The sequence below is a fragment of the Nonomuraea basaltis genome, from assembly GCF_005893125.1.
Taxonomy (GTDB): domain Bacteria; phylum Actinomycetota; class Actinomycetes; order Streptosporangiales; family Streptosporangiaceae; genus Nonomuraea; species Nonomuraea basaltis.
The window spans coordinates 18,460-30,723 of the sequence record NZ_VCJS01000081.1 but is presented as its reverse complement, the minus strand read 5'-3'; the positions used below and the strand labels follow the sequence as shown (position 1 = coordinate 30,723).

The 12,264-nt window shown below is 71.6% G+C and carries 8 protein-coding genes; 3 read left to right on the top strand and 5 right to left on the bottom strand.

The genetic code is table 11. The annotated features are described in order from the left end of the window. Positions 1 to 154 precede the first annotated feature (154 nt). The 3 genes from EJK15_RS32855 to EJK15_RS32845 are packed head-to-tail and all read left to right on the top strand — an operon-like array spanning position 155 to position 4,756. Positions 155 to 1,900 carry a glycoside hydrolase family 97 protein gene (locus tag EJK15_RS32855; protein WP_171074661.1) on the top strand — a complete coding sequence of 582 codons (1,746 nt, stop codon included), beginning with the start codon at positions 155 to 157 and terminating at the stop codon, positions 1,898 to 1,900. A 26-nt stretch (positions 1,901 to 1,926) separates the two neighbouring features. After that, positions 1,927 to 3,123: a carbohydrate-binding protein gene (locus EJK15_RS32850; protein WP_138714369.1), complete on the top strand. Its 1,197-nt coding sequence runs from the start codon at positions 1,927 to 1,929 to the stop codon at positions 3,121 to 3,123. 52 nt (positions 3,124 to 3,175) lie between these two features. Further along, entirely contained in the window at positions 3,176 to 4,756 is a 1,581-nt protein-coding gene (locus EJK15_RS32845) for a peptidoglycan-binding protein (protein WP_138714368.1), read from the top strand. Here the strand turns inward: EJK15_RS32845 and EJK15_RS32840 are convergent. The 5 genes from EJK15_RS32840 to EJK15_RS32820 form a co-directional block, all read right to left on the bottom strand. Beyond that, the gene (locus EJK15_RS32840; protein WP_138714367.1) at positions 4,729 to 6,501 is read right to left on the bottom strand and encodes a glycoside hydrolase family 36 protein; all 1,773 of its coding nucleotides are present in this window, start codon (positions 6,499 to 6,501) and stop codon (positions 4,729 to 4,731) included. The genes EJK15_RS32845 and EJK15_RS32840 overlap by 28 nt on opposite strands. Before the next feature lie 35 nt (positions 6,502 to 6,536). Next, positions 6,537 to 7,730, bottom strand: coding sequence for an ROK family transcriptional regulator (locus EJK15_RS32835; RefSeq protein WP_138714366.1), 1,194 nt, complete (start codon positions 7,728 to 7,730; stop codon positions 6,537 to 6,539). Positions 7,731 to 7,796: 66 nt separating this feature from the next. Then, positions 7,797 to 9,494 (bottom strand): carbohydrate-binding protein, encoded by a 1,698-nt coding sequence (locus tag EJK15_RS32830; protein ID WP_138714365.1) that lies wholly within the window; start codon positions 9,492 to 9,494, stop codon positions 7,797 to 7,799. A gap of 4 nt (positions 9,495 to 9,498) precedes the next feature. Continuing rightward, on the bottom strand, positions 9,499 to 11,415 hold the full coding sequence (locus EJK15_RS32825; protein WP_138714364.1) for a glycoside hydrolase family 127 protein: 1,917 nt from the start codon (positions 11,413 to 11,415) through the stop codon (positions 9,499 to 9,501). Between the two features lie 25 nt (positions 11,416 to 11,440). Further along, positions 11,441 to 12,259, bottom strand: coding sequence for a carbohydrate ABC transporter permease (locus EJK15_RS32820; protein ID WP_138714363.1), 819 nt, complete (start codon positions 12,257 to 12,259; stop codon positions 11,441 to 11,443). Positions 12,260 to 12,264: the final 5 nt, after the last annotated feature.

Here is a 12,264-nt window from a genome sequence, read left to right as displayed (position 1 = left end):
ACTTCGTCAAGAATTGAATTGAAACCCGTCGCAACCTAGGCTCTTGCCCACTGTGAGGAGGGTCGGACGGCTCACTTGGCCATCGCGCGCAGGCGCGGACCGGCCGGGCGTACCGCGATCGACTCCTCCTATCTCTTCACCCCCTGGAGGGCACGTGCCGAACTGGACTCTCAGTGACGAGGACCTGGAGGCGGCGATCGCCCTCTCCCCGGCGGGAGAGCTCACGCTGGAGCTGCGGCGCGCCGGGCGGGTCGTGGTGGAGCCGTCCAGGCTCGGCCTCCGTGCCGCCCACGAGGATCTGAGCGCGGGACTGGAGTTCGCCGGGATGTCGGAGCGGCGGGTCGAGGAGTCCTACCGGACGGTGACCGGGAAGCGGCGCGAGCACCGGTACGCGGCCAGGGAGTGGACGTTGTCGTTCACCAAGGGCGAGCACCGGCTCGACCTGCAGGTCCGCATCGGCGGAGGCGGCATGGCGTACCGGTACGTGGTCCCCTGGGCGGGGCCCGTCACCGTAATGGAGGAAATTTCGGAATATGTCGTGCCGCGCGGCGCCCGCGCGGTGCTGCTCCCGTACGAGAACGGGCGCTGCGACTACGAGGAGATCCACCGGCACACCACGGTCGCCGCCGCCGAGCCCATCCTGTACGGCTACCCCTCGCTCTTCCAGACCGGCGACGCCTGGATGCTGATCACCGAGTCGAACCTGGACAGCGGCTACGCCGGCTCCCGTCTGCGCTTCGACGGCCGCGCCTTCCGGCTCGACCTGCCCGACCCGTACGTGACCGCGGCCAGCCCGCTGGTCACCCCCTGGCGCACGACGATCGTCGGCGACCTGGCCGCCATCGTCGAGAGCGACCTGGTCACCAGCCTCGCGGCCCCCTCCAAGGTCGAGGACACTTCCTGGATCCGGCCGGGGGCCGCCGCCTGGTCGTGGTGGTCCGACGGGCCCTCCACCCGTGACCTGGACGCCCAGAAGCGCTGGGTCGGCTTCGCCGCCGCGCACGGCTGGCCGTACGTGCTGGCGGACGCCGGCTGGAACAAGGAGTGGATGCCCGAGCTCATCGCCTACGCCCGCGAGCGCGGCGTCGGCGTCTGGCTCTGGTCGCACTGGCAGCACGTCGACACCGAGCTGGAGCACCGCGAGAAGCTCGCGCTCTGGAAGGAATGGGGCGCGGCCGGCGTGAAGATCGACTTCACCGAGTCGGACGGCCAGGACCGGATGCGGTGGTTCGACGCCATCCTGGCCGCCACCGCCCGGCTGAAGCTCATGGTCGTCTTCCACGGCGGCACGATCCCGCGCGGCACCGAGCGCACGTGGCCGCAGTTCATGACCGCCGAGGCGGTCAAGGGCGCCGAGTGGATCAAGCCGAAGCCCGGCAAGCAGCCGCTCTACCCGGCCACCCACTACCTGTCGCTGGCCTTCACCCGCAACGTGCAGGGGCCGATGGACTTCACGCCGTGCACGTTCACCGGAGTCCGCGCCATCTCGGCCGGTTTCGAGCTCGCGCTGTCGGTGCTCTTCGAGTCCGGCATCCAGCACTTCGCCGACGCGATCGAGGCCTATGAGGCCAGGCCGGAGGCGCTGCGGCTGCTGTCGGCCGTTCCGGCCGCGTGGGACGAGACGCGGCTGCTGTCCGGCGACCCCGCCGACCACATCCTGCTGGCCAGGAGGAGCGGCGAGGAGTGGTACGTCGGCGCGGGCGTGTCCGGCGAGGCCCGCAGGCTCACCGTGCCGCTCGGCTTCCTCGACGAGGGGGAGTGGGCGGCCGAGATCTTCCGGGACGCCCCGGGCGACCGGATCCTCGCCGAGACGGTCACCGTCGCCGGCGGGGACAAGCTCGACCTCGCCGTGCCCCCCAACGGCGGGTTCACCCTCCACCTGAGAAGAGAAGTCCGATGAGCGGGAAACTTCCGGGCGGCCGCCGAATGAGCGCTCGATTCCGGCGCCTGGCGGGCATCCTGCCGGCGGTCGCGCTGATCCTCACTCTCGCCCCGCCGGCGCAGGCCGGGGCGCCGCGCTGGGAGACGCGGTGGAGCCCTAGCCCGTGGCGCGACGGCGTCAACGCCTTCGAGGCCCTGGAGGACGACCGGCGCGGCTCGCACCCCGAGGGCTCGCCGCACGTCCGCGTCGCGGGGAACGCCTGGCGGTTCGACGCCCACCTGGAGGACCGCGACGGGACCGACCGCATGCGCAACGAGGTGCGCGGCATGCGCGCCGCCGACGGCCGCCCGCTGGAGATGCGCAAGGACGAGACCTGGCGGATCACGTACCAGATGTACATTCCCGACACCCTCGACGCGACCACGAGCTTCACCCACATCTGGCAGCTGAAGACCTCCGACATCGGCACCCCGGTGGCCCAGATCTCGCTGCCGGTCGTGAACGGCGTGCCGAAGATCGCGGCCCGTTACTGGACCCTGGAGGACAACAAATCCCACGACTTCGCCACGGCCGACCTGGAGCCGATCCAGAACCGGTGGATCACCACCACCATCGAGCTCAAGTCGGCCGACGACGGCTACATGCGGTGGGTGCTGCGGGACGGGCGGCGGACGATCGCCGACGAGAAGATCGAGGGCATCGACCTGTGGTGGACGCCGGAGCAGTACAACCGGCCCAAGTGGGGCATCTACCGCAGCATCCGGAGCGCCGGGCTGCAGGAGACGTACCTGCTGGTCAAGGAGCTGAAGGCGGAGCAGCTCGGGCCGGCGACGCCGCCGGTGAAGCTGCCGCCGCCGGACCGGAGCCCGGGGACGTACGAGGCCGAGCGCGCCGGCAACGTCTGGGAGGGCGCGGCCGAGCCCGCCTACTGCGCCGCCTGCTCCGGAGGGCGGAAGGTCATCCTCATCGGCGGCAACATCTACGACTACACCGTGATCAGGGGCGTGCTGTCGGAGACGACCGGGACCAGGCAGCTGACCGTGCACGCGCTGGTCGACGGCTCTCAGGCGTTCTCGGTCAGCGTCAACGGCGGCGACGCGATCCAGGTGCCGATGACCGGGACCAAGGACACGGTGACGACCGCCACCGTGCCGGTGGACCTGGTGGCGGGGGTCAACACGATCCGCTTCTTCGGCCACACGGCCCGCGGTCCCGAACTCGACAAGATCGTCGTCAGCTAGGCGGAGATGGCCCGGCAGGCCGCGTTCAGCGGTCTGCCGAAGGGAGCGGAGTATGCACCTACATGATCTCAGCAGGCGCGCGCTGCTCGCCGCGGGCGGCGCGCTGGCGCTGACCGCGGCGGCGGGCGCGGCACCCGCGAGCGCCATCTCCGGCTGGCAGTCCCGCCTGGTGCGCTACGACCGGTGGGGACGGCTGGCCTACGAGCAGGACGCGGACGGCAACCGGATCCCCGACTTCAGCCACGCCGGCTACCGCAACGGCGAGCGGCCGATCCCGCACGTGCCGGTCGTCAAGACGATCCGCCCGGCCGAGGGCGACAACACCGCCCACATCCAGGCGGCGCTGGACGCGGTCGGGGCGCTGCCGCGTGCCCGCCGCGGCGCGGTGCTCCTGCTGCCCGGGGTGTACCCGGTGGCCGGAACGCTGTACGTGCGGGCCGGCGGCACGGTGTTACGCGGCGTGGGCGACGGGGAGGACCCGTCTGCCAACACGATCATCAAGGCCACCGGGAACAGCCCGAAGGACCGCAACGTGATCGTCGCCGGCGGCGCGGCGGGCGGTGGCTGGACGGGGGAGGAGCCGGGCACCCGTACCGAGATCACCTCCGGATTCGTGCAGGTGGGGGCGCGCGAGTTCGAGGTGGCGAACCCCGGGGCGCTGCGCCCCGGCGACAACATCGTGATCACCCATCCCTGCACCGAGGAGTGGCTCAAGGCCATCGACTACGGCGGCCACGACGTGGGGCCGCCGTGGCAGGTCGGCGAACACCCGCTCATCTACAACCGCTATGTCCGCGACGTCTCCGGGAACGTCGTGAAGATCGATGTGCCGGTCTTCAACCACCTCGACCGCACCCTGGCCACGTCCTTCCTCTACAAGTGGGACAGGGCCGGGCTGGTCACCCAGGTGGGCGTGGAGCGGCTGCGCGTGGACATCGAGTACCACGGCGATCCCGAGCAGGACGAGGACCACGCCTACAACGCGATCGTGCTGCTGCGCACCGAGGACTCGTGGGTCAGGGACTGCACGATGCTGCACTTCACCCAGGCCGGGGTGGCCACGCAGGAGACCACCCGTGCCACGGTCGAGAACTGCCGGGCCATCGACCCGGTCAGCGTCGTCACGGGCAGCAGGCGCTACAACTTCAACACCTACGTCTACTCCCAGCAGGTGCTCTTCCGCGACTGCCACGCCTACAAGGCCAGGCACGCGTTCGTCTCCAACGGCCACAGCACCGTGTCCGGCGTCGTGTTCCTGCGCGGCACCGCCGAGTACGCGCTCAACTCCAGCGAGGGGCACCGTCGCTGGTCGCAGGGCCTGCTGTTCGACGGCCACAAGGACGTGGACCCGCACTACAGCTACACGCTCGGCCTGTACAACCGGGGCCGCTACGGCACCTCGCACGGCTGGTCGGCGGCCCACTCGGTGGCCTGGAACTGCGACGTCGCCACCAGCAGCCTGATCGTCCAGAAGCCGCCGACCGCGCAGAACTACGCGATCGGCTGCCGCGGCACGGTCACCGGCGACGGGCCGTTCCAGCAGCCGGCCGGCCACATCGAGGGCGCGAACCAGCCCGGTCTCTTCCCGCCCTCGCTCTACCAGGCTCAGCTCGTGGACCGGCTGCGCCCCTGACGCTCCAGGCGCAGCAGCCCGCCCTCGGGGACGGTGACCTCCACCACCCCGGGGGCCAGGTCCACGAGCTCGTCCCCTTCGGTGCGGCCGCGGCAGTCGAGGACGGTGGCGCGGGCCGTACCGGCGGCGGTGACCTGGAGGAGCACATCGGCGGAGGCGTCGCCGTTGGCCAGCAACAGCGTGCCGGCGGCGGGCACCTCGACGGGCATCGGCGCGTACCTGGCGGTGATCACCGTGTCGCCGGAGCGCGCCGTCACCTGCGGGTAGGCCAGGTCGGGGCGGGTGGGCTCGAAGTCGCCGCGCTGCAGGACCTCCGCGTGCTCGCGGAAGAAGGACAGCCAGAAGCGCAGCGCCTCCTGCTGCGCCGGGGTCTGCGCGGTCAGGTCCACCGAGATCTGCGGGACCGCGAACAGCACGTTGATCAGCTGTGCCGCCACCCGCTGCGGGCTCTCGCCGGGGTGCCACATCAGCATGTCGGCGTGCACGGCCAGCGGCCCGGCGATGAGCCGCAGGTCCACGGTGCGCTGCCGGTTGTGCGCGGGGCTGAGCGGGCAGTCGGAGGCGCGGATCATCGTGGCGTACGGCCACAGGCCCGGGCTCACGTACGGCTGGCGGAGCTCGACCAGGCAGTCCTTCGGCAGTTGTGCCAGGAGCCGGCGCACGCCCTCGTTCACGGTGGCGCAGTCGGCCTCCGGCCCCGGCTCGGGCGGGTCCTCGGCCGCGAACTGGTCGATGAAGTCGATCTTGAGGCCGTCCATGCCCCACTCCGTGACCGCCCTGGTGAGGTGGCCGGCGAGCAGGTCGCGGACGAGGGGGTAACGCGGGTCGACGATGGCCGCGTTCATGTGCTCCTTGTAGGCCAGCGTGTACGGCCGCACGCGATCCCAGAGCGCGGTGTGCCGGCCGACGAAGGGCAGGGCGTACCAGAGCAGGTACGCGAGCCCTTCGCCGCGAACCTTCGCAACGTGTCTCGAAATATCAGGAAAAGCGGTGGTGGACGGCTCCCACTCCCCGACGTAGCCGTAGCCCCGGCTCCGGTCGTCGCTGTGCCAGCCATCGTCCACGATGATCGCCTCGCAGCCCAGCTCGGCCGCCGGGCCCGCCTGCCGCTCGACGCTCGCGGCGTCGACGTGCTGCTGCATGGCGTACCAGGTCGAGTAGGCGGGCATCCGCGCCGCCCGCGGCACATCGCGGGCCAGGCCGTGCAGTCCGCCCCACCAGTCCGCCACCTCGGCCAGCGTCTTCGCGAAGTGCCGCCGGGTGAGGTCGAGCCGCAGCAGGAGCCCGTTCTCCGGCTCGGCATCGTGCTCCACCCAGAACCCGAACTCGCCGGTCTCCTCCACCACCCCGGCGCGGATGCGTACCGGCCTGACGACCTCGCCGGCGGCGTAGGTGCACACCGCCGCGTCACCGGCGCCGACCAGGCACCCGACGGGCGCGTTCTTCTCCAGCGCCGCGGTGCGGGGACGGCGCCAGAACGGCGGGAGGCCCCGGTGCTCGCCGCCGTCGGCGGCCCAGAAGGCGGTCGCGTCCACGCACGGCACCCGCCAGCCCACCCGCACGCTCGCCGGCCGGTCGGGCGTCACCCGCAGCTCAAGGACGCCCGGGGCCGTCTCGCGGGCCGTCCAGGTCAGCTCGGCCGCGGCGGCGCAAGCGAACACGAGTCCCGCCGCCTCGAACCGCACCTCCTCCGGCCGCTCCGGCGCTCGATCGTGGGGCTGCCAGATGCCGGTGGCCGCAGTCACTAACGCTCCCTCCTCATTTGCCTCACTCCGTTCGGCTACGCTCCCGCCGCTCCTCCAGGCGACGGCACTCCCTCGCGAGTAAAGAGGGTCTGGATGGCGACCGCGGCCGCGCCGCGCGCCCACTGCTCGAAGGTCCGCGGGCGCAGGAGCAGGCGGCAGTCGGCTGCCGCGCCGAACGCCTGGCTGGCGAACGACCGGTTGATCTGTTCTTCGAACAGGTCGTAGGCGGCCAGCCCCTGCACGTCGCCGGTCACGATGATCCGCTCGGGGCCGAACAGGTTGGCCATCGCGGCCATGGCCAGGCCGATGGCGTGCCCCGCCCGGGCGAACACCTCCCGCGCCGCCGGATTCCCGGCGTGGGCGGCGTCGATGGCCGCGTCGATGGACAGCGACCCGTCACCGGTCGCCGCGCGCACCGCCGCCACGATGGGCGCGCTCCCGGCGATCGCCTCGGCGCAGCCGCGCCCGCCGCAATGGCAGGCGGGCTCCTCGCCACCGACCGGGATGTGACCGATCTCCCCGGCCACGCCGTGCGAGCCGGCCACCACCCGGTCGTTCACCACCAGCCCGCAGCCGATCCCCGCCCCCACGGTGACCAGCGCGAACGACGAAGCGCCCACCCCGTCGCCGAACCACTGCTCGGCCACGGTGAGCGACTTGACGTCGTTTTCCACCGTGACGTTCAGGCCCGTCGCCTCGGCGGCCAGCCGCGCCAGCGGCACCTGCCGCCAGCCCAGGAAAGGGGAGTAGCGCACCAGCCCGTGCACCTTGTCCACGTCGCCCGACACGGCCAGCCCCAGCCAGTGGCAGCGCTCGCGGTAGGCGGGGTCGGCGGCCAGCAGCTCGGCGACCAGCTCGGCCAGCGCCTCGACCACGCCCTCGGCCGACGTCGTCGCCAGGCGGCGGTGCGCCGACACGAGAGGCTGGGCCCGCAGGTCGGTGACGACGCCGATGAGCTCGTCATCGGTGATCTTCACGCCGGTGAAGAACTCCCGTCCGGGCCTGATCGTCAGCGGGCTGGCCGGCCGCCCCGCGCCGGGCGCGGTACGTTCGGTGGCCGCCAGCTCCTCCAGGTAACCTGCCTCGATGAACGGGCGGGCGGCCTTGGTGACGGCGGCGGACGACAGGCCGCTGCGCCTGGCGATCTCCACTCTGGTGACGGGGCCCTGGGTGAGCACCATGGTGAAGACCGTGGCCTCCGCGCGGGTGGTGGCGAGCCGAGGGTGCATGGCGACAAGGGTAGCACTAATTAACTTCGTCAAGAATTGAATACGGGAGGGCCGCCCGGACACCGCTCAGGTGAGCTGGATGTAGTCCAGTTCCGCGTAGCCGGTGCCGCCCGCGAAGTATGGCGAGCCCTTGGCCAGGCGGATCACGTTGTAGCCCGCGGTGAGCGTGACGGTCGTGCTGACCGTGGCGCCGAACTGGCCCCAGGCGGCGGTCGGCGGGTAGCTGACCGTGCTCCAGGCGCCGCCGTTGTAGGCCAGCCCCTGCGTCGCGGTGGCCCCCGTGGCGTTGGCGTAGCCGATGGTCATCGTGTACGCGCGGGCGGTGGGCACGTTGACCACGAAGTCGACGTAGCTGTCGGTACGCGGCGTCCCGGAGTTGTCGATGCGGCCCACGTAGCCGCCGCCCGACGCGCTGGAGGAGGTGAGCCGCTCGGCGCGGAACACCGAGGCGTTCTCGGCCTCGTAGCGCTGCTGGTAGGACGGGACCCCGCTGACCGGTTCGACGACGAGCTGGTAGGCACTGGTGGCGACCATGTTCGGCACCGACACGCCGAGCTGGCCACCGCTGACCGTGCGGGTGGTGGTGGAGACCGTGGCGGGCGCGGTCACGGCGGTGAACCGGCCGCTGGACGGGGTGGACAGCAGCGTGACACGGACGCTGGAGCCGAGCGCGCCGAGGCCGGTGAGGTTGACGGTGTTGGTGCCCGCCTCGTTGCCGAACACCACGTTGACGATCTTGCGGGTGCCGTCGTAGGAGGCGAAGCCGTCCAGGCCGGTCTGGGTGCTCGTCGTCGTCGCGACCATGCTGCCGGCCATGTCGCCGTACCACTTGTACAGCCACCAGGTGCCGGTGGGCTGGTTGTTGTTGACGACCAGGCCGTTCATGGTGCCGTACTCGTACCAGAAGGCCCGGTGCGCGGACTCCACGCCGGCGCGCTCCAGCTTGCTCACGTAGCCGGCGATCCGGCCGGGCACGTCCACCTCGCCGGGCGCGGCGTACTCGTTGATCGAGATGCGGCGCGGGCTGATGCCGAGCGACGCCTCCAGGTTGCGGTAGTCGGCGATGTCGCCCGCGATCCTGGTGGGGTTCTCCAGCTCGTGCCAGCAGATGATGTCGGGCAGGGTGCCGGTGTTCCTGGCGTTGGTCAGGAACGACTGCATCCAGGAGCGGTTGTAGGTGGCGGTGCTCGGGCCGACGATCGGCGTCAGCGTGTCGAGTGCGCGGACCGCGCGGAACGTGCGCACCCAGCCATCGTTGAAGCTGCCCGCGGCGGAGGTGTTCCAGGTCCAGTCGGGCTCGTTCCAGAGCTCCCAGCCGATCACGTTGGTGACCGTCGTCGCCGAGAGCCTGGCGTTCACCATGGTGTTGACCTTCGCCAGCCAGTCGTTCCAGCTCACCCACCGGTAGGGGAAGTCGGGGTAGATGTCGGGCATCCGGATGAACTGGCCCGCGCCCACCCGGGTGGCCTGCGGGGCGACCAGCAGGGCGTCGCCTCCGGGCGGCTGGCCGTTGGGCCGCTGGCCCACGCCGGGCGCGGGCTGCGTCAGCGAGTTCACCTTGATGGGTAACAGGGTGGAGTCGGCCGGCCTGCCGTTCTCGGCCAGGCCGTACAGGCCGCCGGAGGCGACGTGGGTCACCGGCCGGAACGGCTGGGCGACGTTGACGGTCAGCGTCGCGCCCGCGGCCGCCGCCGGGGGCGCGGTGGTCACCACGGCCGCGGCCGCGGTGACCAGGACTAAGGAAAGGGCTCGGAATCGGGACATGGCGTCACTCTCCTTGTGTGAGTGCGGGCAACCAGATACGCATGCTCGACGGGCCCTGCTGGGCCCACGAGTGGTAGGGCCGCAGCGGCACGTCGAACCACTCGGCGTCCGCCGCGGGAGCGGCAGGATGGGCGGGGTAGGGCCAGAGCCGGTCGGCGCGCACCGGCAGGCGGCCGCGAACCCGTGCGCCACCGGGATCCGCCTGCGGGGCGGACAGGATGTCGATCACCAGGCCGTCGAGCCCGTCAGGGTGGGGAAGGTCGTGGGACTCCACGCACAGGACCTCCGGGCCACGCTCGACCGCGACGCATCCGCGTACCGCGTCGATGCGGGGATCCGGCCACGTGAAGCGAGGCCGCGTCGGCAGCTCCACGGTGATGACGTCACCCGCTCGGAAGGCCCGCCGGATCGCGAGCAGGCCGGGCTCGGCCGGCCGCGCCTGCCCGTCCTCGGTCACCGTGGCCCCGTCCGCCCACGCGGGGACGCGCAAGGAGAGCGTCCACGGCGCGGGCGCGTCGGCCGCGATCCGGACGCGGACGGTCCCGGTCTCGGGGTAATCGGTCTCGACGTCCACGGCCACCTGCCGTCCGTCCGGCAGCTCGGCGCGGATGGCGCACGGAGCGTACTGGTGGATCTGGAGGCCGTCGCCGTCGGTGGTGGCGACGTAGCCGCCGAGGCTCGCCAGCGTCCGGGCGACGTTGGTGGGGCAGCAGGAGACTTCGAACCACGCGGCGCGGGCGCCCGCCTCGGCGCGCGGGCTCACCTCGGTCCCGTCCGCCGGCCTCCCCGGCGTCCGCTGGTGGAGGGGATTGGCGTAGAAGAACGCCCGGCCGTCGGGGCTGGGGGAGGTCGCGATGATGTTGTAGAGCGTCCGCTCGATCAGGTCCGTGTAGCGGACGTCGGCGGTGGCCAGGTAGAGGCGCCAGGAGACCATGATCGAGGCGACCCCGGCGCACGTCTCGCAGTACGCCCGGTCCGGCGGCAGCTCCCAGTCCTCGCCGAAGCCCTCGTCCTGGTGGCGCGAGCCCATGCCGCCCGTGATGTACGTCCGGCGCGCGACGGAGCGCTCCCATTGCCGCTCCACCGCGCGCAGCAGCTCGTCGTCGCCGCGTTCGACGGCCACGTCCACCGCCGCGGCGGTCAGGTAGAGCGCGCGGACGGCGTGGCCGCGCCAGACCTCGGCCTGCCGGATCGGCACGTCGTCCTGGAAGTAGGCACGGCCCAACGGGATGTCCCGGAGCGTCCCGTGCCCCCGGCGTTCGAGGAAGAGGCGCGCCTGCTCGACGTAGCGATCCTCGCCCAGGGCCCGGCCGAGCTCGGCCAGGCCGACCTCGATCTCCGGGTGCCCGCAGATCTTGGCCAGGCCGTCCGCGCCGAAGGTCCGGCACACGTGATCCGCCGCTCGCCGCGCGATCCGTACCAGGTCGTCCTCGCCGGCCATGCGCAGCCGCGCCACCGCCGCCTGCAGCAGGTGACCGGTGTTGTAGAGCTCGTGGCCCATCTCGAGGTCGCTGTAGCGCGGCGGCTGCCGGTCGTGGCCGAAGCAGGTGTTGAGGTACCCGTCCGGGTCCTGCGCCCGGGCGACACGCGCGGTGAGCCGCTTGATCGCGGACTCCGCCTCCGGGTCACCGGTCCGGCCCGTCTCCCAGGCCAGGGCCTCTAGGAGCTTGTAGACCTCCGAGTCGGAGAACGACCAGCCGGGGCGGTCGGGCGAGGTGGTCCCGTCGGCGACCCGGTCGAAGTTCGCCAGCCAGCCGAGGCGCTCCATCCACGACTCGCAGTGGGCCAGCGTCGCCGAGGCGTTCACGGCCTGGCGGCCGCCCCAGAACCCGCCGGCGATGGAGACCTGCGCGAGCCCGAGGGGCCGTACGGGACCATGGGCCGGGAGCACGGGACAGGCGTCCGGCGTGCCTTCGGTCATGTCGTGAACCTTTCGAGGAGATCGTTCAGTCCTTCACGGCGCCGGCGGTGACGCCGGCGGAGATGTAGCGTTGCGCGAGGACGAGGAGGAAGGCGGCGGGAACGGACGCGACCACCGCGGTCGCCATGATCGAGTTCCATTGCGTGGTGTTGTTGCCGATGTAGCGGAAGATGCCGAGGGTGATCGGGATCGTGTCGCTGTTGCGGTTGAGCGTCGAGGCGAAGATGAAGTCCGACCACGCCCACAGGAACGCGAAGAGCGAGACTGTGATCACCGAGTTGCGGCTCAGCGGCAGGATGATGGAGCGGAACGTGCGCCAGGTGCTCGCCCCGTCGATCTGGGCCGCCGCCATGAGCTCGCGCGGGATGCTCGCCATGAACGCCCGGAAGAGCAGCACGGCGAACGGCACGGCCAGCGTCGAGTCGGCGATGATCAGCCCTCCGACCGTGTTCAGCATCCCGAGCCTGATGTAGATCGCGTAGAAGCCCATGGCCATGACGACGGCCGGGATCATCTGCGCGACGAGCAGCAGGAAATCGATCCCGCGGGCGCCGCGCGGCCGCAGCTTCGCCAGTGAATACCCCGCGGGCAGGGCCACCACCAGCGTGAGCGCGACGGTGCCGAGGCCGATGAAGAGGCTGGTGGCGAGGGCCGGAAGCTGCTGGCCGAGCGCCGAGGCGTAGCCCTCGAACGTGGGATCCCAGGGGAACCAGTGGGGCGGATCGGCCCGCATGTCGCTCGTCTTGGTGAGCGAGACGTTGAACATCCAGTAGACCGGGAAGAGCATCAGCCCCACCAGGACGACGCCCAGCACCGTCTTCCACCACGGCCGGTGCTCGGTCATGCGGT

Excerpts from the sequence above, each read along its gene's own strand:
- EJK15_RS32850 (WP_138714369.1), top strand. The coding sequence starts at position 1,927 with ATGAGCGCTCGATTCCGGCGCCTGGCGGGCATCCTGCCGGCGGTCGCG.
- EJK15_RS32845 (WP_138714368.1), top strand. The coding sequence starts at position 3,176 with ATGCACCTACATGATCTCAGCAGGCGCGCGCTGCTCGCCGCGGGCGGC.
- EJK15_RS32835 (WP_138714366.1), bottom strand. The coding sequence starts at position 7,730 with ATGCACCCTCGGCTCGCCACCACCCGCGCGGAGGCCACGGTCTTCACC.
- EJK15_RS32830 (WP_138714365.1), bottom strand. The coding sequence starts at position 9,494 with ATGTCCCGATTCCGAGCCCTTTCCTTAGTCCTGGTCACCGCGGCCGCG.
- EJK15_RS32825 (WP_138714364.1), bottom strand. The coding sequence starts at position 11,415 with ATGACCGAAGGCACGCCGGACGCCTGTCCCGTGCTCCCGGCCCATGGT.
- EJK15_RS32820 (WP_138714363.1), bottom strand. The coding sequence starts at position 12,259 with ATGACCGAGCACCGGCCGTGGTGGAAGACGGTGCTGGGCGTCGTCCTG.